We start from the raw sequence: 23,218 nt of genomic DNA on the forward strand, positions 1-23,218 counted from the left end.
AAGGGGGGACACCGGTCGCTGTCGCCGGTGCCCCCCTTTCGTACGGGCTGCTAGTCGCGGGCCGCCGTGAGCCGCTGCGCGTGCTCCTGGAGCGAGCGGACGCCCACGTCGCCGCGGTTGAGCGCGTCGATGCCCTGGACGGCCGCGGCGAGCGCCTGGACCGTGGTCAGGCACGGGACTCCGCGCGCCACTGCGGCCGTACGGATCTCGTAGCCGTCGAGGCGGCCGCCGGTGCCGTACGGGGTGTTGACGATCAGGTCGACCTGGCCGTCGTGGATGAGCTGGACGATGGTCTTCTCGCCGTCCGGGCCCTCGCCCTCGCTGAGCTTGCGCACGACGGTGGCGTTGATGCCGTTGCGGCGCAGGACCTCGGCGGTGCCGGAGGTGGCCATCAGCTCGAAGCCGTGGGCGACGAGCTCGCGCGCCGGGAAGATCATCGTGCGCTTGTCGCGGTTGGCGACGGAGATGAAGGCGCGGCCCTTGGTGGGCAGCGGGCCGTAGGCGCCGGCCTGCGACTTGGCGTACGCCGTGCCGAAGACGGAGTCGATGCCCATGACCTCGCCGGTGGAGCGCATCTCCGGGCCCAGCACGGTGTCGACGCCGCGGCCGTGGATGTCGCGGAAGCGCGACCACGGCATGACGGCCTCCTTGACGGAGATCGGCGCGTCGAGCGGCAGGGTGCCGCCGTCGCCGGTCTTCGGGAGCATGCCCTCTTCGCGGAGCTCGGCGATGGTGGTGCCGAGCGAGATGCGGGCGGCGGCCTTCGCGAGCGGTACGGCGGTCGCCTTCGAGGTGAAGGGGACGGTCCGGGAGGCGCGCGGGTTGGCCTCCAGGACGTAGAGGATGTCACCCGCCATCGCGAACTGGATGTTGATCAGGCCGCGGACGCCGACGCCCTTGGCGATGGCCTCGGTGGAGGCGCGCAGGCGCTTGATGTCGTAGCCGCCGAGGGTGATCGGGGGCAGGGCGCAGGCCGAGTCGCCGGAGTGGATGCCGGCTTCCTCGATGTGCTCCATGACGCCGCCGAGGTAGAGCTCGGTGCCGTCGTAGAGGGCGTCGACGTCGATCTCGATCGCGTCGTCGAGGAACCGGTCGACCAGCACGGGGCGGGTCGGCGAGATCTCGGTGGACTCGGCGATGTAGGAGGACAGCCGGTCCTCGTCGTAGACGATCTCCATGCCGCGGCCGCCGAGCACGTACGAGGGGCGTACGAGGACGGGGTAGCCGATCTCGTCGGCGATGGCCTTGGCGCCCTTGAAGGTGGTGGCGGTGCCGTGCTTGGGGGCCGGCAGGCCGGCCTCGGCGAGGACCTGGCCGAAGGCGCCGCGGTCCTCGGCGGCGTGGATGGCCTCCGGCGGGGTGCCGACGATCGGGACGCCGTTGTCCTTGAGCGCCTGGGCGAGACCCAGCGGGGTCTGGCCGCCGAGCTGCACGATGACGCCCGCGATCGGGCCGGCGAGCGACTCGGCGTGGACGATCTCCAGCACGTCTTCGAGCGTGAGCGGCTCGAAGTACAGGCGGTCGGAGGTGTCGTAGTCGGTGGAGACGGTCTCCGGGTTGCAGTTGACCATCACGGTCTCGTAGCCGGCGTCGCTGAGGGCGAAGGAGGCGTGGACGCAGGAGTAGTCGAACTCGATGCCCTGGCCGATGCGGTTCGGGCCGGAGCCCAGGATGATGACCGCGGGCTTCTCGCGCGGGGCGACCTCGGACTCCTCGTCGTAGGACGAGTAGAAGTACGGGGTCTTCGCGGCGAACTCGGCGGCGCAGGTGTCGACCGTCTTGTAGACCGGGCGGACGCCGAGCGCGTGGCGGACCTCGCGGACGACGTCCTCGCGCAGGCCGCGGATCTCGGCGATCTGGAAGTCGGAGAAGCCGTGGCGCTTGGCCTCCGCGAGCAGCTCGGGGTGGAGCTTGTCGGCGGCGGCCAGCTCGTCCGCGATCTCCTTGATGAGGAAGAGCTGGTCGACGAACCAGGGGTCGATCTTCGTGTACTCGAAGACCTCTTCCTGGGTGGCGCCGGCGCGGATGGCCTGCATGACGGTGTTGATGCGGCCGTCGGTGGGGCGGACCGCGGTGGCGAGGAGCTCTTCCTTGTCGCCGGGGGGGCCGACGAAGGTGAACTGCGAGCCCTTCTTCTCCAGCGAGCGCAGGGCCTTCTGCAGGGCCTCGGTGAAGTTGCGGCCGATGGCCATGGCCTCGCCCACCGACTTCATGGTGGTGGTGAGGGTGGCGTCGGCCAGCGGGAACTTCTCGAAGGCGAAGCGCGGGGCCTTGACGACGACGTAGTCGAGGGACGGCTCGAAGGAGGCCGGCGTCTTCTCGGTGATGTCGTTGGGGACCTCGTCGAGCGTGTAGCCGATGGCCAGCTTGGCGGCGATCTTGGCGATCGGGAAGCCGGTGGCCTTCGACGCGAGCGCCGAGGAGCGCGAGACGCGCGGGTTCATCTCGATGACGATGACGCGGCCGTCGACCGGGTCGATCGCGAACTGGATGTTGCAGCCGCCGGTGTCGACGCCGACCTCGCGGATGATCGCGATGCCGATGTCGCGCAGCCGCTGGTACTCGCGGTCGGTGAGCGTCATCGCCGGGGCGACGGTGATGGAGTCGCCGGTGTGGACGCCCATCGGGTCGAAGTTCTCGATGGAGCAGACGACGACGACGTTGTCCTTGGTGTCGCGCATCAGCTCCAGCTCGTACTCCTTCCAGCCGAGGATGGACTCCTCCAGGAGCACCTCGGTGGTCGGGGAGAGCATGAGGCCCTGGCCGGCGATGCGGCGCAGCTCTTCCTCGTTGTGGGCGAAGCCGGAGCCGGCGCCGCCCATGGTGAAGGAGGGGCGCACGACGACGGGGTAGCCGCCGAGGGTGTCGACGCCCTGGATGATGTCGTCCATCGTGTGGCAGATGACCGAGCGGGCGGACTCGCCGTAGCCGATCTTGGCGCGGACGGCTTCGACGACGCCCTTGAAGAGGTCGCGGTCCTCGCCCTTGTTGATCGCCTCGACGTTGGCGCCGATGAGCTCGACGCCGTACTTCTGCAGCACACCCTGCTCGTGCATGGAGATGGCGGTGTTCAGCGCGGTCTGGCCGCCGAGGGTCGGGAGCAGCGCGTCCGGGCGCTCCTTCGCGATGATCTTCTCGACGAACTCGGGGGTGATCGGCTCGACGTACGTGGCGTCGGCGATCTCCGGGTCGGTCATGATCGTGGCGGGGTTGGAGTTCACCAGGATCACCCGCAGGCCCTCGGCCTTGAGGATGCGGCAGGCCTGGGTCCCGGAGTAGTCGAACTCGGCGGCCTGGCCGATGACGATCGGGCCGGAGCCGATGACCAGGACGGACTGGATATCGGTGCGCTTAGGCACGCTCGGCCTCCATCAGGGCGGTAGCCATCAAAGACGTGAAACGGTCGAAGAGGTACGCGGCGTCGTGCGGGCCGGCGGCCGCCTCGGGGTGGTACTGGACGGAGAAGGCCGGCTGGTCGAGCAGCTGGAGGCCTTCCACGACGTTGTCGTTCAGGCAGACGTGGGAGACCTCGGCGCGGCCGTAGGGGGTCTCGGACACCTTGTCGAGGGGCGCGTCCACGGCGAAGCCGTGGTTGTGCGCGGTGATCTCGACCTTGCCGGTGGTGCGGTCCTGCACCGGCTGGTTGATGCCGCGGTGGCCGTACTTCAGCTTGTACGTGCCGAAGCCGAGCGCGCGGCCCAGGATCTGGTTGCCGAAGCAGATGCCGAAGAGCGGGGTCTTGCGGGCGAGGACGCCCTGCATGACGGAGACCGCGTGGTCGGCGGTGGCCGGGTCGCCCGGGCCGTTGGAGAAGAACACGCCGTCGGGGTTGACCGCGTAGATGTCCTCGGCCGTGGCGGTGGCGGGGAGCACGTGCACCTCGATGCCGCGCTCGGCCATCCGGTGCGGGGTCATGCCCTTGATGCCGAGGTCCACGGCGGCGACGGTGAACTTCTTCTCACCGATCGCGGGGACGACGTACGTCTCCTTGGTGGAGACCTCGGCGGAGAGGTCGGCGCCCTTCATCTGCGGGGCGGCCTGCACCTTGGCCAGCAGCGCCGCGTCGCGCACGCCCTCCCAGGCCTCGCCCGAGAAGATGCCGACGCGCATGGCGCCGCGCTCGCGCAGGTGGCGGGTCAGGGCGCGGGTGTCGATGCCGGAGATCCCGACGACGCCCTGCTTGACGAGCTCCTCGTCCAGCGAGCGCACGGAGCGCCAGTTGGAGGGGACGCGGGCGGGGTCGCGTACGACGTACCCGGCGACCCAGATCCGGGAGGACTCGGGGTCCTCGTCGTTGACGCCGGTGTTGCCCACGTGCGGGGCGGTCATCACGACGACCTGCCGGTGGTACGACGGGTCGGTGAGGGTCTCCTGGTAGCCGGTCATGCCGGTGGAGAACACGGCCTCGCCGAAGGTCTCCCCCACAGCGCCGTAGGCGCGGCCGCGGAAGATCCGACCGTCCTCCAGGACGAGTACGGCGGGAGCTTTGGCTGCTCCCCTGGTGGAGGTCGTCATCGTTCGGCGCCTTCCGTCGTGGTGATTGAGTGGTTCATGTCGTTGATCGCTTCGACCCATGCGGCGTGTTCCGCCGCGCGGTCGGAGCGGAATCCGGAGTCGATCAGCCTGTCGCCGTGCGCCCATGTGACGACGAGGAGACCGCCCTCGGTGAGTACCTTGCCCGCGATTCCCTTGTCGAGGCGGGCGCCGCGCAGCTGCGCGGCCGGTACGTAGAAGTCGGTGGCACCCGGACGGACCACGTCGAGGCCCGCGTCGGTGAGCGTGAGCTCGACCCGGCTGCGGACGCCCAGTCCGTGGGCGACGATCCGGTCGAGCCACTGCCCGGCGGTGGTGGACCCGTGGTACCGGCCGGTCAGGGCCAGCCGGTGCTCGGGGAGACCGCCGGGGGCGGCGGGCAGCTCCGGCAGATCGCTCTGCAGGGTGCCGCGCCATTTCCAGCCCTGCCGCATGAGCCAGTACACGAAGGCGATGAAGACGAGCAGACCGATCACCCACGCGATGCGGGCGCCCCAGTCCGTCACCTCCGCCGACTGTCGCTCGGCGGCCTCGGCGGCCAGTTGGATTACTGCAGGTGTCACGCCAGCGTCCCGTCCACGACCGTTGCCCGGCCCCGCAGGAAGGTGTGAGTGACGCGCCCCGGCAGCTCACGGCCCTCGTAAGGCGTGTTGCGGCTGCGGGAGGCGAAGTGTGCGGGGTCCACGACACCACGGTACGAGGTATCGACCAAGGTCAGGTTCGCGGGTTCACCTGCCGAGACGGGGCGTCCGTGGTTCGGAAGGCTGCCGATGCGCGCCGGGGCGAAGGACATGCGCTCGGCGACGCCCGCCCAGTCGAGCAGTCCGGTCTCCACCATCGTCTGCTGGACGACGGAGAGCGCGGTCTCCAGGCCCACCATGCCCATGGCGGCTGCGGCCCACTCGCAGTCCTTGTCCTCGTGCGGGTGCGGGGCGTGGTCGGTGGCGACGATGTCGATCGTGCCGTCGGCGAGCGCCTCGCGCAGGGCCAGCACGTCGGCTTCGGTGCGAAGCGGCGGGTTGACCTTGTAGACCGGGTTGTACGAGCGCACGAGCTCGTCGGTGAGGAGCAGGTGGTGCGGGGTGACCTCGGCGGTGACGTCGATGCCGCGGGACTTGGCCCAGCGGATGATCTCGACGGAGCCGGCGGTGGAGAGGTGGCAGATGTGGACGCGGGAGCCGACGTGCTCGGCGAGCAGGACGTCGCGGGCGATGACCGATTCCTCGGCGACGGCCGGCCAGCCGCCGAGGCCGAGCTCGGCGGAGACGATGCCCTCGTTCATCTGGGCGCCCTCGGTGAGGCGGGGCTCCTGGGCGTGCTGGGCGACGACGCCGCCGAAGGCCTTCACGTACTCCAGGGCGCGGCGCATGATGACCGCGTCGTCCACGCACTTGCCGTCGTCGGAGAAGACGGTGACGCGGGCGGCGGACTCGTGCATGGCGCCCAGCTCGGAGAGCTGCTTGCCCTCCAGGCCGACGGTGACGGCGCCGATGGGCTGGACGTCGCAGTAGCCGGACTCCTTGCCCAGGCGCCACACCTGCTCGACGACGCCGGCGGTGTCGGCGACGGGGAAGGTGTTGGCCATGGCGAAGACGGCGGTGTAGCCGCCGGAGGCGGCGGCGCGGGTGCCGGTGAGGACGGTCTCGGAGTCCTCGCGGCCGGGCTCGCGCAGGTGGGTGTGGAGGTCGACGAGGCCGGGGAGGAGGACCTGGCCCGCGGCTTCGATGACGGTCGCGTCGCCGGCGTCGAGGCCGGTGCCGACGGCGGCGATGGTCTCGCCGTCGATCAGGACGTCCTGGACGTCGCCACCGAGTACCTTCGCGCCACGGATAAGGATCTTGCTCATCTTTACTTGCTCTCCTCGGTGCGGGGCGTGCTGGTGGTGGTGACGGCGGGCTCGGAGCCTCCGAGCAGCAGGTACAGGACGGCCATGCGGATCGAGACGCCGTTGGTGACCTGCTCGATGACCGTGCAGCGGTCGGAGTCGGCGACCTCGGCGGTGATCTCCATGCCGCGGACCATCGGGCCGGGGTGCATCACGATGGCGTGCTCGGGCATGCGGGCCATCCTGGCCCCGTCCAGGCCGTAGCGGCGGGAGTACTCGCGCTCGGTGGGGAAGAAGGCGGCGTTCATCCGCTCGCGCTGCACGCGCAGCATCATGACGGCGTCGGACTTCGGCAGCACCTCGTCCAGGCTGTACGAGATCTCGCACGGCCAGGCCTCGACGCCGACGGGCACCAGGGTGGGCGGGGCCACCAGGGTGACCTGGGCTCCGAGGGTGTGGAGCAGCTGGACGTTGGAGCGGGCGACCCGGCTGTGCAGGACGTCGCCGACGATGGTGATCCGGCGTCCGTTCAGGTCCTTGCCGAGCCCCACGTCCTTGCCGACGAGGCGGCGGCGCATGGTGAAGGCGTCGAGCAGGGCCTGGGTGGGGTGCTCGTGGGTGCCGTCGCCGGCGTTGATCACCGGGGCGTCGATCCAGCCGGAGGTGGCGAGGCGGTAGGGGGCGCCGGAGGCGTGGTGGCGGATGACGACCGCGTCCACGCCCATGGCCTCGAGGGTCTGGGCGGTGTCCTTGAGGGACTCGCCCTTGGAGACGCTGGAGCCCTTGGCCGCGAAGTTGATGACATCGGCGGAAAGGCGCTTCTCGGCGGCCTCGAAGGAGATCCGGGTCCGGGTCGAGTCCTCGAAGAAGAGGTTGCAGATCGTGCGGCCGCGCAGGGTGGGCAGCTTCTTGATCGGCCGGTCCGCGACGCGGGCCATCTCCTCGGCGGTGTCGAGGATCAGGACGGCATCGTCGCGCGTGAGATCGGCGGCCGAGATGAGGTGGCGCTTCATCCGGGTGCTCCGTAAGTCGTTGAGGTCAAAGCCGTGGTGAGTCAAAGCCGTGGTGAGGTCAGAGCCGTGGGAGGGCAGACGGGCCGGCCGGGGGTGCGGGCAGGGCAGGCTCCGGCGCGGACCCCGAGGAGTCCGGCCGCCGGTGGGGACTACTGCCCGACGGCTGCCCGGTCGGTCCGCTGGCCGAGCAGCACGGCGTCGCGGCCGTCCTCCTCCTGGACCTGGACCTGGACGTTCTCCCGCAGCGACGTGGGGAGGTTCTTGCCGACGTAGTCGGCGCGGATCGGCAGTTCGCGGTGGCCGCGGTCGACGAGGACCGCGAGCTGCACCGCGCGGGGGCGGCCGAGGTCGCCGAGGGCGTCGAGGGCGGCGCGGATGGTGCGGCCGGAGAAGAGAACGTCGTCGACGAGGACGACCAGGCGGCCGTCGATGTCGTCGCCGGGAATCTCGGTGCGGCCGATCGCCCTGGCGGGCTTCATCCGCAGATCGTCGCGGTACATGGTGATGTCGAGGGAGCCGACCGGGATCTTCGCACCGGTGATCTCTTCGAGCTTGGCGGCCAGCCGGCGGGCGAGGAAGACGCCGCGGGTGGGAATGCCGAGGAGCACCACATCATCGGCGCCCTTGGCGCGTTCGACGATTTCGTGGGCGATACGGGTCAGGACGCGGGCGATGTCCTGCGCTTCGAGAACGGGGCGCATGGCGTCGGCAGCTGTTTTCTGATCCCGCGGGTCCTGCTGATCGTGCTGAGTGTCCATGAAAAGGACCTCCTTCTCCGCCTCACGGGACGGACCTTAAAGGACGTCGGATCTACGTGTTCCACGGTACCAGGGGGATTCCCGCGACCTGGCATCGGGGCAGACCAGGACCCCTCTTACGTGGGCGTTGGAGACCATTCGGCTTGACGCATCCAAGTAACGCTGCGTAACCTCACAGTGAGTTACCAGCCGCGCGGCGGAGCCGCACGTGGTCATGTCGTCACAGCGTCCGGGAGCGTTATGTCCAGCGAATACGCCAAACAGCTCGGGGCCAAGCTCCGCGCCATCCGCACCCAGCAGGGCCTTTCCCTCCATGGTGTCGAGGAGAAGTCCCAGGGCCGGTGGAAGGCCGTGGTGGTCGGTTCTTACGAGCGCGGAGACCGCGCCGTGACCGTCCAGCGTCTTGCCGAGCTGGCGGACTTCTACGGGGTTCCGGTGCAGGAACTGCTGCCGGGTACGACCCCCGGCGGAGCGGCCGAGCCGCCGCCGAAGCTGCGCCTGGACCTGGAGCGCCTGGCCCACGTGCCCGCCGAGAAGGCCGGTCCGCTGCAGCGTTACGCCGCGACCATCCAGAGCCAGCGCGGCGACTACAACGGCAAGGTGCTCTCGATCCGCCAGGACGACCTGCGCACCCTCGCCGTCATCTACGACCAGTCGCCCTCGGTCCTGACCGAGCAGCTGATCAGCTGGGGCGTGCTGGACGCGGACGCGCGTCGCGCGGTGGCACACGAGGACATCTAGTCCCCCAGGCCTCAGCAGAAACGTTTACCGGTGGGTGCCGGGAGCCGACAGGCTCCCGGCACCCACCGGTTTTTTCATGCCGACCCTGCAAACGACGACGACCCGGCATACGACGACGGAGGGCCCGCAGCGCGTGTGCACTGCGGGCCCTCCGTTCACGCCGAACCGGCGGCGCCGGGTCAGCTCTCGCTGCGGCGCAGCTTCGGCTTGAGGTCCTTGAAGCGGGCGAGCAGTCCGTTCACGAACGAGGGAGACTCGTCCGTGGAGAACTCCTTGGCCAGCTGGACGGCCTCGTCGATGGCCACGGCGTCCGGGGTTCCGTCGACCCAGATCAGCTCGTAGGCACCGAGACGCACGATGTTCCGGTCCACGACCGGCATGCGGTCGAGGTCCCAGTCCACGGCGTAGGTGGCGATCAGATCGTCGATGCGGTCCACCTTGTCGGCGTACCCCTCGACGAGTTCCATGGTGAACTCGTTCACCGCGGGCTGGCGGTCGGTGTCCGACCGCGAGTGGCGGACCCAGTCCGCGAGGACCTCGCGCACGGAGACCCCGCGCTGGTCGGCCTCGAACAGGATCTGGAAAGCGCGCTTACGCGCGTTGCTCCGGGCAGCCACGGTTAGCTGTTCACCCGGCCGAGGTAGTCGCTGGTGCGGGTGTCGACCTTGATCTTCTCGCCGGTGTTGATGAAGAGCGGGACCTGGATCTCGTGGCCCGTCTCCAGCGTCGCCGGCTTGGTGCCACCGGTGGAGCGGTCGCCCTGGACGCCCGGGTCGGTGTGCTCGATGGTCAGCTCGACGGCGGCCGGGAGCTCGACGTAGAGCACCTCGCCCTCGTGGCGGGCCACGGAGGCGGTGAAGCCCTCGATCAGGAAGTTGGCGGCATCGCCGACGGCCTTCTTGTCGACCATGAGCTGGTCGAAGTCCTCCATGTCCATGAACACGAAGTACTCGCCGTCCATGTAGGAGAACTGCATGTCGCGGCGGTCGATGGTGGCCGTCTCGACCTTGGTGCCGGCGTTGAACGTCTTGTCGACGACCTTGCCGGACATGACGCTCTTCAGCTTGGTGCGCACGAAGGCCGGGCCCTTGCCGGGCTTGACGTGCTGGAACTCGACGACGGACCAGAGCTGGCCACCGTCGAGCTTGAGCACCATGCCGTTCTTGAGGTCGTTCGTGGAAGCCACGGTTTGGGAATCTCCTGCACTGGAGGACCACGGGTGCGCGCACAGCCCGGCGACGCGGGCTAGAGCGCGAGCAGCTCCTTGGTCGTAATGGTGAGTAGCTCGGGACCGCCGTCCGCCTCGGGGCGTACGACGAGCGTGTCATCGATCCGGACACCGCCCCGGCCAGGGAGGTGAACCCCCGGCTCGACGGTGACCGGCACGCAAGCGTCCAGTTTACCCATGGCCGTAGGTGCAAGCTGCGGGTCCTCGTCGATTTCGAGGCCGACACCGTGTCCGGTCCACGCCGCGAGGGCCTCGCCGTGACCTGCGGAGTCGAGTACGGAGCGGGCCGCGTGATCCACATCGCGGTACGCGGCACCGGGCAGCAGGGCCTCCCGGCCCGCCCGCTGGGCGGCGAAGACGAGTTCGTAGAGCTCGATCTGCCAGTCGGCGGGGGTCGTGCCGATCACGAAGGTGCGGCCGATCTCGCAGCGGTAGCCCCGGTAGTTCGCGCCGAGGCAGACGGAGAGGAAATCACCCTCCTCGACCCGCCGGTCGGAGGGCCGGTGCCGGGAGCGGCCGGAGTGCGGGCCGGTGCCGACGGAGGTCGGGAAGGCCGGGCCGTCGGCCCCGTGGTCCACGAGCCGGCGTTCCAGCTCCAGCGCGAGGTGCCGCTCGGTGCGGCCCACCAGGATCGATTCCAGCAGTTCCCCGAGGGCCTGGTCGGCGATCTCGGCGGCGATCCGCAGGCAGGCGATCTCCTCCTCGTCCTTGACGAGGCGCTGCTGTTCCACCGCGGTCCCCAGGTCGGCCAGGCGCAGCCCGGGCGCCACCGATCCGATCGCCCGGTGCCGGCCGACGGTGAGGTGGTGTTCCTCGACCGCGAGGGACTCGGCGCGGGCGGCGGAGGCCGCGTCGGCCGCCGCGACGGCCGGATCCGCTCCGGGGCCGGCCAGTACGGAGAGCCGCAGGTGCTCGTCGAGCCGTCCCTCGTCGGCCTCCCCCGTGGGCTGCCCGGCGCAGAACAGCATGTCCTCACCGCCCGGACCGAGCAGCAGGACCGCGCCCAGCGGCGACGCCCCGGAGAGGTAACGGACGTTCGCCGGACGCGTGATGAGTGCGGCGGCGTTTCCGGCGGCCGCACAGCGGTCGCGAAGCAGGCCCCGGCGGGCCGCGTACACGTCTGACATGTTTCCGAGCCTACGAGCGCGGCGCGCATCCGGCCTGGTGAGCGCAGCCGTACGGGGGCCGGGCCGGGCCCGGCGGGCGCCGCGGACAGGAATTCGGCAGGTCAGTAGGCCGGTTGCGAGATGACGCGGGCCAGGGTCTCGTCCAGGGCGCGGGCGGTTCCCTCGACGTCCAGGTGGGAGTTGTCGATGATCGGCAGCCCGGATCCGTACCAGCCGGCCATCCGGCCGTGGATCCGCGCGACCTCCTCGTCGGAGAGCCGCCGGTTCCCGGAGCGGGCGGCGTTGCGTTCCAGGACGATCTCCAGGCCGGGCAGCAGGACGACCGGCAGCAGCGCGGGCCCGACGTGGCGCTTCCACCCGCCGAGGCCCACCACCGGCCGGTCCGGGAACACGGCGTCGTCGAGGATGCAGGAGATCCCGTTGGCCAGGAAGTTCCGGGCGGCGAACCCGCAGGTGCGGCGGGCCAGGCGGTACTGCGCCTCGGAGTGGTCGTTCCAGCCGGCCTGCGGATCCGCGAAGCCCGAGCAGACCCATTCCCGTACGTCGTCCAGGCTGATGTGCGCGGTGGGGACGGGCCGGGTGCCGGCCCAGTGGCGGGCCACCGTGGTCTTGCCGGCGCCCGCGGGGCCGATCAGCAGCACCGCGAGGGTGGCGCCGCCGGTGCCGGGGACGGCGGGCGGCAGCGGGACGTGCCCGGTGAACCCGTCCGGCGGACCCGGCGAGGCCAGGGGCGCGGCGTGCCCCGAGGGCATGGGAGGCAGGGGCCAGCCCGCCACCGGCGGCTGCGGGGGCGCCACCGGGTGCTGATTCCCCGGTGGCTCCCAGCCCCCGCCTCCGACTCCCTGCTGCATCCGCTGCCACTCCGTCTCGTTCCACCACGACTGATACGAGAACGTTATATGACCCCGGGGGCTCGCCGGGTCACGCGGTCGCGAGATGGCGCTGCCCAGACCGGTACAGACCGGTTCAGAGCGCTGCGGGCCGGTTCGTCCCGGCCCGGCAGCTCACCGGCCCGGCAGGCTCACCGGCCCGACAGCCTCAGGCCGTGACCTCACCGAAGGCCGCCACGAGGACGGCCGGGTCGGGACCCTCCAGGACGGTCGGCTTCGCCAGCCCGTCCAGGACGATGAAGCGCAGCAGGTCGCCCCGGGACTTCTTGTCGAGCTTCATGGTCTCCAGCAGCTTGGGCCACTGGTCGCCGCGGTAGGTCAGCGGCAGTCCCACCGAGGCGAGGACGGCCTTGTGCCGGTCGGCCGTCTCGTCGTCGAGCCGGCCCGCGAGCCGGCCGAGCTCGGCGGCGAAGACCATGCCGACCGAAACGGCCGCGCCGTGGCGCCACTTGTAGCGCTCGTTCTTCTCGATGGCGTGCGCGAGGGTGTGCCCGTAGTTGAGGATCTCCCGCAGGCCCGACTCCTTGAGGTCGCTGGAGACCACGTCGGCCTTGACCTGGATGGAGCGGCAGATCAGCTCGGCCGTGTGCGGGCCGGCGGGGGTGCGCGCCGCCTCGGGGTCCGCCTCGATCAGGTCGAGGATCACCGGGTCGGAGATGAATCCGGCCTTGATGATCTCGGCGAGACCGCTGACGTAGTCGTTGACCGGCAGCGACTCCAGCGCCGCCAGGTCGCAGAGCACGCCGGCCGGCGGGTGGAAGGCGCCGACGAGGTTCTTGCCCTCGGCGGTGTTGATGCCGGTCTTCCCGCCGACGGCCGCGTCCACCATCGCGAGGATGGTGGTCGGGACGGCGATCCAGCGCACCCCGCGCAGCCAGGAGGCCGCGACGAAGCCCGCGAGGTCGGTGGTGGATCCCCCGCCGACACCGACGATGGCGTCGCTGCGGGTGAAGCCGGACTGGCCCAGCGCCTTCCAGCAGTACGCCGCCACCTCGGCCGTCTTGGCCTCCTCGGCGTTCGGCACCTGGATGGCGACGGCCTCGTACCCCTGGGCGGCCAGGTCGTCCCGCAGGGCCTCACCGGTCGAGGCGAGGGCCTCGGGGTGGATGACGGCGACCCGCTGGGCCTTCGTACCGATCAGGGAGCCGAGCTCGCCGAGCAGCTGCCGGCCGACCAGCACCTCGTACGCTTCGTGCCCGGCGCTCGCGCCGACCTGGATCCGCGTCACCTTGTCCGTCATGCGTTCTTCAACTCCAGAGCGTCGAGGACCGCCTGGGCGACCTCTTCGGGGGTGCGCTCGTCGGTGGCCACCACGACGCGCGCGACTTCGGTGTACAGGGGGCGCCGGGCGTCCATCAGCTCGCGCCACTGACGGCGCGGGTTGACGGCGAGCAGCGGGCGCGCGGCGCCGAGGCCGACGCGCTTGACGGCTTCCTCGACGTCCATCGAGAGGTAGGCGACGGGCAGCCCGGCCAGCAGCTCGCGCGTCTTCTCGTCGAGGACGGCGCCGCCGCCGAGGGCGAGGACGCCCTCGTGGCCGGCGAGGGCCGCGGCGACCGCCTCCCGCTCCAGCTCGCGGAAGTGCGGTTCGCCCTCGTCCACGAAGATGTCGGAGATCTCCCGGCCCGTGGCCGCGACGATGTCGGCGTCGGTGTCCCGGTAGGAGACGCCGAGCCGCTGGGCGATCAGCTCGCCCACGGTGGACTTGCCGGACCCCATGGGGCCGACGAGGACCACCAGGGGTCCGGACGCGCTGGTGCCCGTCACCGGATCTGCAGGTTGTCGAGGTAGGACCGGACGTTGCGGCGGGTCTCGGGGACGGAGTCGCCGCCGAACTTCTCCACGACGGCGTCGGCCAGCACCAGGGCGACCATGGCCTCGGCGACGATGCCCGCGGCGGGCACCGCACAGACGTCGGAGCGCTGGTGGTGCGCGACGGTGGCCTCGCCGGTGGCGACGTCCACGGTCGCCAGGGCCTTCGGCACGGTCGCGATCGGCTTCATCGCCGCGCGCACGCGCAGCAGCTCGCCGGTCGTCAGACCACCCTCGGTGCCGCCGGAGCGGCCGGAGGTGCGCTTGATGCCCTCGGGGGTGTTGACGATCTCGTCGTGCGCCTGCGAGCCGGGCACGCGGGCCAGGTCGAAGCCGTCGCCGACCTCCACGCCCTTGATGGCCTGGATGCCCATGAGCGCGGCCGCGAGGCGCGCGTCGAGGCGGCGGTCCCAGTGCACGTGCGAGCCGAGGCCGACGGGCACGCCGTAGGCGAGGACCTCGACGACGCCGCCGAGGGTGTCGCCGTCCTTGTGGGCCTGGTCGATCTCCGCGACCATCGCCTTCGACGCGTCGGCGTCGAGGCAGCGCACCGGGTCGGCGTCGAGCTTCTCGACGTCGGCGGGGGTCGGGTAGACGCCGTACGGGGCCTTGGCGGCCGCGAGCTCCACGACGTGGGAGACGATCTCGATGCCCGCGACCTCCTTGAGGAAGGACCGGGCGACGGCGCCGAGGGCCACGCGGGCGGCGGTCTCACGGGCGCTGGCGCGCTCCAGGATCGGCCGGGCCTCGTCGAAGCCGTACTTCTGCATGCCGGCGAGGTCGGCGTGACCGGGACGCGGCCGGGTCAACGGCGCGTTGCGGCCCGTCTCCTTGAGCAGCGAGGGGTCGACCGGGTCGGCCGACATGACCGTCTCCCACTTGGGCCACTCGCTGTTGCCCACCATCACGGCGACCGGGGAGCCGAGGGAAAGTCCGTGCCGGACACCCCCGAGAAATGTCACCTCGTCCTGCTCGAACTTCATCCGGGCACCGCGGCCGTAGCCGAGCCGGCGCCGGGCGAGGTGGTCGGCCACCAGCGCGGTGGTGACCGGGACGCCGGCGGGAAGCCCCTCCAGCGTCGCTACCAGAGCCGGGCCGTGAGATTCCCCGGCCGTCAGCCAACGCAACCTGCTCAACGATGCTCCTCGTGCTCGCGCCTGTCATCGATGGCGCGATCGGGTGCGCGGCCCTGACCCGCCTTCACCCGATCCTCCCATGTCCCGGCCCGCACACCGCCCTCCGGTCCAGCTGTCGGACGGCGGCGCACCCCGGCCCGGTGCGACATGTGGATCTAGGAAGGTTCCGCTTCGGCTCAGTGGCGGGCGCGCAGCGCCGCCTCGCCCGCGGCGCGCATGGCCCCGAGCGGAGCGGTGGGACAGCCCGTCATCAGCTCGACCTGGAGGACCGCCTGGTGGACCAGGAGGTCGAGGCCGCCGAGGACCTTGCCGCCGCGCCGCGTCCAGGCCGCGGCCAGGGGCGTGGGCCAGGGGTCGTACAGGACGTCGAAGAGGGTGCCCGGAGCGGCGGGCACGGAGCCGGCCAGCTCGTCCGTGGCACCGGCCGGGGTGGTGGCGATGACCAGCGGCGCGGCCAGCGCCTCGGCCGCCCGCGACCAGTCGGCCGTACGGACGTCCACACCGAGCCGCTCGCCCCACTCGCGCATCTCCGCGGCCCGGGCCTCGGAGCGTACGTACGCGGTCACCTCGCCGGTGCAGATCCGGGCCAGCGCGGCGAGCGCCGAGGAAGCGGTGGCGCCCGCACCGAGGACGGCGGCGGACTCCACTTTCCCGGTGCCCTGCTCGCTCAGCGCCGCGAGCAGGCCGGGGATGTCGGTGTTCTCACCGACCTTGCGGCCGTCCTCGGTGAAGACGACGGTGTTGACCGTCTCCACGGAGGCGGCCGTGTCACTGATCTCGTCGAGCAGCGGGATGATCGCCCGCTTGAGCGGCATGGTCAGCGACAGCCCGGCCCACTCGGGGCCGAGCCGTGCGATGAAGCCGGGGAGCGCGGCCTCGTCGACCTCGAAGCGGTCGTACGACCGGTCTCCGAGGCCGAGCTCCTGGTACGCGGCGCGGTGCAGCACCGGTGAGAGCGAGTGCTCGATGGGCGAACCCAGCACCGCGGCCCGTATCCGTGACATGTCCTGCTACCCGCCGTTCTTCTGCTTCTGCCGTGCCTGGAACTCGGCCACGAGCTTGAGGTGCTCGTCGTACGTCTTGGTGAAGGTCGTCTTCTTGCCGTCGACCGACACGAAGAACATCCAGCCGCCGCGGTCCGGGTCGAGCGTAGCGGTCAGCGCCTCCAGGCCGGGGTTCCCGATCGGACCCGGGGGCAGTCCCGCCACGTTGTGCGTGTTGTACGGGTGGACGAAGGCCTTGGCTTCCTTGAGGTTGAAGTTGATCTCGCTCTGGCCCTTGATGTAGTTGTACGTCGAGTCGAACTCGATCTTCCGGTTCGTAACGTCGTTGGTCTTCTTGAGGCGGTTGTAGACCACCTCCGCCATCTTCCGGAAGTCGTCGTGGTTCATGCCCTCGGCGTTGACGAGGCTGGCGACCGTGATCACCTGGAGCGGGTTGTCCAGGCCCAGTTCCCTGGCCTTGCCCTCGACCCCGAGCTTCGTGTACTCGTCCGTCGCGTTCTTGACCATCTGCTTGAGCAGCGACTCGGGAGTGCTGTCCTTCGTCAGGTCGTAGCGCATCGGGTACAGGAAGCCCTCGAGCGGGTCCATGATGTTCTTGTCGTTGTTCGCCCAGGCAGGCAGGCCGAGGGTCTTGGCCTGCTTGAAGGCGATGTCCTTGGTGGTGCCGGCCGGCTTCTCGAGCTTCTTGTCGATCGCGTCGTAGACCGTGCTGTTGCGCATGCCCTCGGTGACGGTGAGCACGTGCAGCTTGGTGGGGTCGGTCATGAACTCGACCGCCGCGGCGGCGGACATCTTCTTCTTCAGCGGATAGACGCCGGGCTGGATCGACGTGCCGTCGGGGTTCGCCGTCGCGGCGTTCACGAAGGCCTGGGCGCTCGCGACCACGCCCGCCTCCTTCAGGATGCCGCCCATCTGAGCCAGGCTCGCACCCTTGGGGATCTCCACGTCGACGGTCTCGTCGATGCCTTCGCCCGAGAAGTCCTCAGCCGTGGAGAACCTGGCCTTGAGGTAGCTGTAGCCGTAGTAGCCGCCACCGCCGACCACGCCGATGATGACCACGGCCGCGATGAGGCAGGCCATGCCGCTGCGCTTCTTCGGTTTGCCGCCGGAACGGCCCGACCGGCGGCCGCCGCGCCCGCCGTCGTCGCCGTCACCGTCATCGCCGTCGTCACCGCTGCTGCTGCCGCCGCCCGCGAGGAAGGAGTCGGCCGCGGCGTCCTCTTCTTCCTGCCACGGCTCCTCGGTCTCCAGGTGCCGCATGCTCGGCGGCCGCGGGGGCGGAAAGGCCTCGGGGGTGCCGTAGAGGTCGGGGGCCTCGCCGGGGTAGCCGCTCGTCTGCTGCTGCGCGTACGGATCCGCGCCGGCGTACGGGTCGGCCGTCTGCGGGACCGCGGCGTACTGGCCCTGGCCGGTGTCCCAGACCTGGTTCTGACCGGTGTCCCAGACCTGGCCCTGGCCCCCGTACGTCTGCTGCTGGCGCTGCGGATACTGCTGGTGTTGCGGGTGCTGCTGAGGGTGCTGCGGATACGGCATCTGCTGCTGCTGAGGCTGCTGCTGCGGGTACGGCATCTGCTGGGCCTGGGGGTACTGGCCCTGGCCCTGCTGCTGCGCGTAGTAGGCCTGCTGGGGGTGAGGCTCCTGCTGGTACTGCTGCGGGCCTCCGACGTAAGGCATCTGACCCTGCTGGGCCTCGTGCCCGGTCCACCCCTGGTCCCCGTACTGCGGGTCCTCGGGGTGCCACGGTTCGGGGCCAGGGCCCCGGCCATACTCAGTCATCGATCCCCTAGCGCGCCGCAGGGCGTTGGCCGCGGCTCCGTCCGCCGCGGCACACGGTGCCGCCTCTTCTGATAAGCGACGACTGTTCGAATGCCGTCACATCGCGCGGAACGTTACCGTATCGCGATCAGACAACCACTTCGACGCACTCACCGGGCGGATTACCTGATACCCGTTCGGTCTCAAGAGCGTTCTGCAGGATCACCACGGCGGCCGCCTGATCGATGACCGACCGGCTCTTCTTCGCGTTCTTCCCCGAGGCCCGCAGGCCCTGGGCGGCGGTGACCGTGGTCATCCGCTCGTCCACCAGACGCACCGTCACGGGCTTGATGCCCTTGGCGAGTTCCATGGCGAAGGCGCGGCATTTGGCCGCGGCCGGCCCTTCCCGCCCGCTGAGCGAGCGGGGCAGACCGACCACCACCTCGATGGGCTCGTACTCCGCGACGAGCTGCCGCAGCCGCCGGTGGGCGAAGGGGATGTCCCGCCCCGGAACGGTTTCCACCGGAGTGGCCAACACCCCGTCGGGGTCGCACGAGGCGACCCCGATCCGGGCGTCGCCGACATCGATGGCCAGACGGCGGCCGCGGCGCAGTGTCATCGGACTTCTTTCGTGGATACCCCCTGCTTTAGCTGGGGGAGGAAACGAACCCTTGGGCCGGAGGAGCGGAGCGCCGGAGGTCTCCTCGCTCTGCCGATGGCGGTCAGATGGCAACGGTGAGGCCTTCGGGTCGGGCGGTGTAGGCGTAGCCGTCGGCCCGCTGGAGGAGCCGGAAGTGTTTGTGTCCGATGCCCTGGATGAGGCCGTGTGCGGTTTTGATGTTGAAGCGGCCGGTGGCGCGGACGGCGACCCGGCCGACGTGGGTACCGGCCTTCTTGCCGGTACGTACGACCGCGCTAGCCAAATCGCCGGTCTGGTAGCCGAAGAACTGTTTCTGCCTGGGCAGCCGTAGGCGGGGGAAGCCGTACTTGTCGGTGCGTGTGCGGGCGTAAGTGCCGCGCCCGGTCGCGGTGACCGCGAGGACGCGAGCCGGGGTACGGGTGATGGTGTCGAGTTCGCCGACGCACAGGGCGTCGAGGGTGTGGGTCTTCGGGGTACCGGTCCGCATCCGGTTCCACTTCGTGCGGCCACCGGACGCCGTGCGCACGTTGGGGAACGCGGTATCAAGGGCGTGCCAGAGTACCCAGCGGGTGGCATTGACGGCTGCCGCGTCGCGGAGGGGGGCTTTGGCCTGGGCAAGGATGCGGGCCAGCTGGCGCGGCGATTGCCTGAGGAAGTCTTCGACGGGCTGATTGGACTTCTTCTCGTTGCAGGGGATGCATGCGGTGCACAGGTTGGAAACACGGTCGCTGCCGCCGCGTGAGCGGGGGTGGATGTGGTCGATGTTGAGGGGCACTCCGGTGATGCTGCAGTAGGCGCAGGACCTCCTCCACTTGGCGAGGAGGTATTCGCGGACTTCTGTGCCGTGCAGGGTGCCGTGCTGGTATTCGGCCCCTTCCAGCGGTCCGCCGTTGGACATGGCGTGGGTGTCGAACGCGACCCGCTCCACATGCACCGCTCGGACGGGTGCCCAGCGTGCGAGCCGGTCGGTCCACGACATGGTCGTGTCCACGCGGTGACGCAGCGACGGGGCGAGCCAGCCCTGTGGACGGGCCCGGTTGGAGAAGCGGGGCGCGCGGTAGCGCAGGTTGCGGCTGCGCCTGCCACGCCGGTAGGCGGCACGAGCGGTCAGTTTGTCCCGGATCACGCTGCCCCGGTGGGCGAGTTCGACCGCGTACAGGCCACGGCGCTCACCGTTCTTCGCGGTCAACACGGCGATGCCGGTGTGCTTCGAGCCGGGGTCGATCCCGAGTTCCACACCGTCCACCTGCGATGCGCAGACTGTACGGTCTTTGAGCCGGATTACGAATGGAGTGTGCCGGGCCACGACCGCCCGGCCCTCACGGAGGAGCTTGCGGGCTCTGGGGGGGCTGGTGGGTTGGAGCGGTGTGCCGTGCTTGTCCAGGACGAACACGACGGGGTGGCCCTCACGGGCCTTCTCCCCAACCTGGTGGTTGGGGGTGACGCGCCCGGCGCCAGGTGAAGCACCGGGCATCTCCCCTCGCACATGTACCGCGCCGGGTGCCTTACGGCGTTCGAGTCCCGTTTCGTCCCCGATCCGGGGGGTGTCTGCTGACTCGAATTCCAGAGCCAACTGCTGAGGAAGCACAGGTGGGTGGGTCTTCTGTCCTACGCGGTACGTAGCCAACTTCGTTCACCTCCCACATACGGATTGTTGGCTGGTGCTGGTAACGGCGGCCCTCAGCCCGTAGAGCTGAAAGCCCCCTCCTTCAGGAGGGGGATCCCGTTACCTTCAGGCCGTCTCTACGACGAGGCGCTCGACCGCGGCGATGGCCTCGGGGATGGCGGCCGGGTTCTGGCCACCGCCCTGGGCCACGTCCGGCTTGCCGCCGCCACCGCCACCGAGGGTCTTGGCGGCCGTACGGACCAGCTCGCCGGCCTTGAGACCGCGCTCGCGGGCGGCCTCGTTGGTGGCGATGACGGTCAGCGGGCGGTCGTTCGCCGTGGTGAACAGGGCCACGACGGCCGGGCGGTCGCCCTGGATGCGGCCACGCACGTCGAGGACCAGCTTGCGCAGGTCGTCGGCGCCGGTGCCGTCCGGGACGGTGCCCACGACGAGGGCGACGCCGCGGATGTCCTGGGCGCCGGCGGCGAGACCGGCGGCGGCCTGGAGGACCTTCTCCGCGCGGAACTTCTCGATCTCCTTCTCGGCGTCCTTCAGCTTGCCGAGCATGGAGGCGATCTTCTCCGGCAGCTCCTCGGCACGGCCCTTGACCAGCTCCTGGAGCTGGGCGACGACCGTGTGCTCCTTGGCGAGGAAGTTGTACGCGTCCACGCCGACGAGGGCCTCGACGCGGCGCACGCCGGAGCCGATGGAGGACTCGCCGAGCAGCTTCACCAGGCCGAGCTGGCTGGTGTTCGAGACGTGGGTGCCGCCGCACAGCTCCTTGGAGAAGTCGCCGATGGTCACGACGCGCACGCGCTCGCCGTACTTCTCGCCGAACTCGGCGATGGCGCCCTGCTTCTTCGCCTCGTCGATGCTCAGGATCTCGGCAGTGACCTCGAGCTCGCGGGAGAGCACGTCGTTGATCTTGTGCTCGACGTCGGTGAGGACCGAGCCGGGCACGGCGTTCGGCGAGCCGAAGTCGAAGCGGAAGCGACCGGGCGAGTTCTCGGAACCGGCCTGGGCGGCCGTCGGGCCGAGCGCGTCGCGCAGGGCCTGGTGCGTCAGGTGCGTGGCCGAGTGGGCGCGGGCGATGGCGCGGCGGCGCTGGATGTCGATGGCGGCGTACGCGGAGGCGCCCACCGTCACCTCGCCGACCTGGACGGAGCCCTTGTGCACGGAGACGCCCGGGACCGGCTGCTGCACGTCGCGGACGACGATGACGGCGCCCGAGTCGAGCTTGATGCGGCCCTGGTCGGCGAGCTGGCCGCCGCCCTCGGCGTAGAAGGGGGTGCGGTCCAGGACGACCTCGACCTCGTCGCCCTCGGAGGCGGCGGGCGCGGAGACGCCGTTGACCAGGAGGCCGACGATGGTGGACTCGCCCTGGTTGGTGGCGTAGCCGGTGAACTCGGTGGCGCCGGAGCCGTCGGCGATCTCCCGGTAGGCGGACATGTCCGCGTGGCCGGTCTTCTTGGCCTTGGCGTCGGCCTTGGCGCGGTCGCGCTGCTCCTGCATCAGGCGGCGGAAGCCGGGCTCGTCCACGGCGAGGCCCTGCTCGGCGGCCATCTCGAGGGTGAGGTCGATCGGGAAGCCCCACGTGTCGTGGAGCAGGAACGCCTTGTCGCCGGCCAGGACCGTGCCGCCGGCGGCCTTGGTCTCGCTCACGGCGGTGTCGAGGATGTTCGTGCCGCCCTTGATGGCCTTGAGGAAGGCGGCCTCTTCGGCGAGCGCGACGGTCTCGATGCGCTTGCGGTCGGTCACGAGCTCCGGGTACTGCTGCCCCATCGTCTCGATGACCACGTTGACCAGGTCCTGGACGACCGGGCCGGTGGCGCCCATGAGGCGCATGTTGCGGATCGCGCGGCGCATGATGCGGCGCAGCACGTAGCCGCGGCCCTCGTTGCCGGGGGACACGCCGTCGCCGATGAGCATGGTCGAGGTGCGGATGTGGTCGGCGACCACGCGCAGCGAGACGTCCGTGCCCTTCTCGGCGCCGTACTGCACGCCGGTCAGCTCGGTGGCCTTGTCCATGACCACGCGCAGGGTGTCGGTCTCGTACATGTTCTGTACGCCCTGCAGGATCATGGCGAGGCGCTCGAGGCCGAGACCGGTGTCGATGTTCTTCGACGGCAGGTCGCCGAGGATCGGGAAGTCTTCCTTCCCGTCGCCGGCGCCGCGCTCGTACTGCATGAAGACCAGGTTCCAGATCTCCACGTAGCGCTCGTCGTTGACCGCGGGGCCGCCCTCGACGCCAAACTCGGGGCCGCGGTCGTAGTTGATCTCCGAGCAGGGACCGCAGGGGCCCGGGACGCCCATGGACCAGAAGTTGTCCTTCTTCCCCAGGCGCTGGATGCGCTCCTGCGGGACGCCGACCTTGTCGCGCCAGATGGCCTCGGCCTCGTCGTCGTCGAGGTAGACCGTGATCCAGAGCTTCTCGGGCTCGAGGCCGTAGCCACCGTCCGCCACGGAGCTGGTGAGCAGCTCCCAGGCGTACTTGATGGCGCCTTCCTTGAAGTAGTCGCCGAAGGAGAAGTTGCCGCACATCTGGAAGAACGTGCCGTGGCGGGTGGTCTTGCCGACCTCTTCGATGTCCGGCGTACGGACGCACTTCTGCACGCTGGTGAGCGTGGACGCGGGCGGCTTGACCTCGCCGAGGAAGTACGGCTTGAACGGCACCATGCCCGCGGGCACCAGCAGCAGAGTCGGGTCGTCCGCGATGAGCGACGCCGAAGGGACAACGGTGTGACCGCGCTCCTCGAAGAAGCTCAGCCAGCGGCGGCGGATTTCAGCCGACTCCATCAGTGGTCCTCATTCCGGTTGTACGTAACCTTCGAAAAATGGTTCTTGGTCTGGTCGTGCTCGATGGCCCGCAGCCGCCGCGGCCCGGGAAGGGCGGTGACGTTGCCGGGCAGGTCGGGATCCTGGTGGAGTCCCAGTGCGTCGTTCAGCTCGTCCTCGCGCTGCGACATCCCCGACTTGACGTCGAGGGCGAAGTCCTTGAGGCGGTGGCCCGCCTCGATCGCCTTGTCGGCGGCCTGTGCGGCGAGGCTCTCCGGCGTCAGCTTCTTCAGCTGCCGGTTGACCTTGGTGGTGGCCCACACGCCGGCGGCCGCGCCGGCGGTGAACCAGAAGGCTCGGCGGAACATCGGAGAT

20 protein-coding genes are annotated in these 23,218 nt (G+C 70.3%); 1 reads left to right on the plus strand and 19 read right to left on the minus strand.

Annotated features, from left to right (window positions below):
- Positions 1 to 50: 50 nt before the first annotated feature.
- The 6 genes from carB to pyrR form a co-directional block, all read right to left on the minus strand.
- On the minus strand, positions 51 to 3,359 hold the full coding sequence (gene carB, locus ACODT5_RS24470; RefSeq protein WP_422521427.1) for a carbamoyl-phosphate synthase large subunit: 3,309 nt from the start codon (positions 3,357 to 3,359) through the stop codon (positions 51 to 53).
- Positions 3,352 to 4,515 carry a glutamine-hydrolyzing carbamoyl-phosphate synthase small subunit gene (gene carA / locus ACODT5_RS24475; RefSeq protein WP_422521428.1) on the minus strand — a complete coding sequence of 388 codons (1,164 nt, stop codon included), beginning with the start codon at positions 4,513 to 4,515 and terminating at the stop codon, positions 3,352 to 3,354. The genes carB and carA overlap by 8 nt, the downstream gene beginning before the upstream one ends.
- Entirely contained in the window at positions 4,512 to 5,096 is a 585-nt protein-coding gene (locus ACODT5_RS24480) for a PH-like domain-containing protein (RefSeq protein ID WP_422521429.1), read from the minus strand. Before ACODT5_RS24480 ends, carA begins: the two co-directional genes overlap by 4 nt.
- Entirely contained in the window at positions 5,093 to 6,379 is a 1,287-nt protein-coding gene (locus ACODT5_RS24485; protein ID WP_243334332.1) for a dihydroorotase, read from the minus strand. The genes ACODT5_RS24480 and ACODT5_RS24485 overlap by 4 nt, the downstream gene beginning before the upstream one ends.
- A gap of 2 nt (positions 6,380 to 6,381) precedes the next feature.
- Positions 6,382 to 7,371, minus strand: coding sequence for an aspartate carbamoyltransferase catalytic subunit (locus ACODT5_RS24490; protein WP_422521430.1), 990 nt, complete (start codon positions 7,369 to 7,371; stop codon positions 6,382 to 6,384).
- A 149-nt stretch (positions 7,372 to 7,520) separates the two neighbouring features.
- A complete protein-coding gene (gene pyrR / locus ACODT5_RS24495) occupies positions 7,521 to 8,129 on the minus strand; it encodes a bifunctional pyr operon transcriptional regulator/uracil phosphoribosyltransferase PyrR (RefSeq protein WP_422521431.1) in 609 nt (202 codons plus the stop codon).
- A 240-nt stretch (positions 8,130 to 8,369) separates the two neighbouring features.
- On the opposite strand from pyrR, the gene bldD reads away from it, so the two are divergent.
- Entirely contained in the window at positions 8,370 to 8,870 is a 501-nt protein-coding gene (bldD, locus tag ACODT5_RS24500) for a transcriptional regulator BldD (RefSeq protein WP_069929708.1), read from the plus strand.
- 179 nt (positions 8,871 to 9,049) lie between these two features.
- On the opposite strand, the gene nusB is transcribed toward bldD, so the two are convergent.
- The 13 genes from nusB to ACODT5_RS24565 form a co-directional block, all read right to left on the minus strand.
- Positions 9,050 to 9,487, minus strand: coding sequence for a transcription antitermination factor NusB (nusB, locus tag ACODT5_RS24505; RefSeq protein WP_422521432.1), 438 nt, complete (start codon positions 9,485 to 9,487; stop codon positions 9,050 to 9,052).
- A 2-nt stretch (positions 9,488 to 9,489) separates the two neighbouring features.
- On the minus strand, positions 9,490 to 10,056 hold the full coding sequence (efp, locus tag ACODT5_RS24510; protein WP_243334327.1) for an elongation factor P: 567 nt from the start codon (positions 10,054 to 10,056) through the stop codon (positions 9,490 to 9,492).
- A 59-nt stretch (positions 10,057 to 10,115) separates the two neighbouring features.
- A complete protein-coding gene (locus ACODT5_RS24515; protein WP_385377008.1) occupies positions 10,116 to 11,225 on the minus strand; it encodes a M24 family metallopeptidase in 1,110 nt (369 codons plus the stop codon).
- 101 nt (positions 11,226 to 11,326) lie between these two features.
- Positions 11,327 to 12,076, minus strand: a complete 750-nt coding sequence (locus ACODT5_RS24520) for an AAA family ATPase (RefSeq protein ID WP_422521433.1) — start codon at positions 12,074 to 12,076, stop codon at positions 11,327 to 11,329.
- A 187-nt stretch (positions 12,077 to 12,263) separates the two neighbouring features.
- Positions 12,264 to 13,355: a 3-dehydroquinate synthase gene (gene aroB, locus ACODT5_RS24525; RefSeq protein WP_385377014.1), complete on the minus strand. Its 1,092-nt coding sequence runs from the start codon at positions 13,353 to 13,355 to the stop codon at positions 12,264 to 12,266.
- A complete protein-coding gene (locus ACODT5_RS24530) occupies positions 13,352 to 13,834 on the minus strand; it encodes a shikimate kinase (protein ID WP_422525017.1) in 483 nt (160 codons plus the stop codon). Before ACODT5_RS24530 ends, aroB begins: the two co-directional genes overlap by 4 nt.
- Positions 13,835 to 13,878: 44 nt before the next feature.
- Positions 13,879 to 15,063, minus strand: coding sequence for a chorismate synthase (gene aroC / locus ACODT5_RS24535; RefSeq protein ID WP_422521434.1), 1,185 nt, complete (start codon positions 15,061 to 15,063; stop codon positions 13,879 to 13,881).
- Positions 15,064 to 15,239: 176 nt separating this feature from the next.
- Positions 15,240 to 16,067 carry a shikimate dehydrogenase gene (locus ACODT5_RS24540; RefSeq protein ID WP_422521435.1) on the minus strand — a complete coding sequence of 276 codons (828 nt, stop codon included), beginning with the start codon at positions 16,065 to 16,067 and terminating at the stop codon, positions 15,240 to 15,242.
- 6 nt (positions 16,068 to 16,073) lie between these two features.
- Positions 16,074 to 17,843 (minus strand): endolytic transglycosylase MltG, encoded by a 1,770-nt coding sequence (mltG, locus tag ACODT5_RS24545; protein ID WP_422521436.1) that lies wholly within the window; start codon positions 17,841 to 17,843, stop codon positions 16,074 to 16,076.
- A 127-nt stretch (positions 17,844 to 17,970) separates the two neighbouring features.
- Positions 17,971 to 18,441 carry a Holliday junction resolvase RuvX gene (gene ruvX / locus ACODT5_RS24550; RefSeq protein ID WP_327251784.1) on the minus strand — a complete coding sequence of 157 codons (471 nt, stop codon included), beginning with the start codon at positions 18,439 to 18,441 and terminating at the stop codon, positions 17,971 to 17,973.
- Positions 18,442 to 18,544: 103 nt separating this feature from the next.
- Positions 18,545 to 19,936 (minus strand): RNA-guided endonuclease IscB, encoded by a 1,392-nt coding sequence (gene iscB / locus ACODT5_RS24555; RefSeq protein ID WP_422521437.1) that lies wholly within the window; start codon positions 19,934 to 19,936, stop codon positions 18,545 to 18,547.
- Between the two features lie 258 nt (positions 19,937 to 20,194).
- Positions 20,195 to 22,864 (minus strand): alanine--tRNA ligase, encoded by a 2,670-nt coding sequence (gene alaS / locus ACODT5_RS24560; protein WP_422521438.1) that lies wholly within the window; start codon positions 22,862 to 22,864, stop codon positions 20,195 to 20,197.
- A complete protein-coding gene (locus ACODT5_RS24565) occupies positions 22,864 to 23,211 on the minus strand; it encodes a DUF6167 family protein (RefSeq protein ID WP_422521439.1) in 348 nt (115 codons plus the stop codon). The genes alaS and ACODT5_RS24565 overlap by 1 nt, the downstream gene beginning before the upstream one ends.
- Between the last annotated feature and the right edge of the window lie 7 nt (positions 23,212 to 23,218).

This window comes from Streptomyces tatrensis (assembly GCF_049310065.1).
Taxonomy (GTDB): domain Bacteria; phylum Actinomycetota; class Actinomycetes; order Streptomycetales; family Streptomycetaceae; genus Streptomyces.